Raw genomic sequence first — 300 nt, forward strand, 5'->3', positions numbered from 1 at the left:
TTTTTCAAACCCTCCTTTATGGTCCGTTACCCACTGAACAATATCGGGATAGTCCATGATAAGCTCATCTGCTAATAACATATGAATTTGACAATCGCGGGACCGCGTTGAAAAAGCGACTTCGTGGCTATGGATACTAAGCGTAAAATACCGGGACCATCCGCTATGCGCCCCTGGGAATAGACTAAACACCCAAACCCCTTCTTTATGTCGCCATTTCTCACAACCGGCGATAGCGAATAGTTTTACCAGGTAATCTCTCAACCCCTGGTGATGAAAAAGTCGGTCGATTTTAGGTTT

At 45.0% G+C, this 300-nt stretch carries 1 pseudogene; it reads right to left on the reverse strand.

Features of this window, described 5'->3' with window-relative positions:
* Positions 1–300: pseudogene (locus ACSIPU_RS31005) on the reverse strand (GIY-YIG nuclease family protein); the annotation flags it as partial.

This window comes from Klebsiella sp. HN106, assembly GCF_051209435.1.
GTDB classification, from domain to species: Bacteria; Pseudomonadota; Gammaproteobacteria; order Enterobacterales; family Enterobacteriaceae; genus Klebsiella; species Klebsiella oxytoca.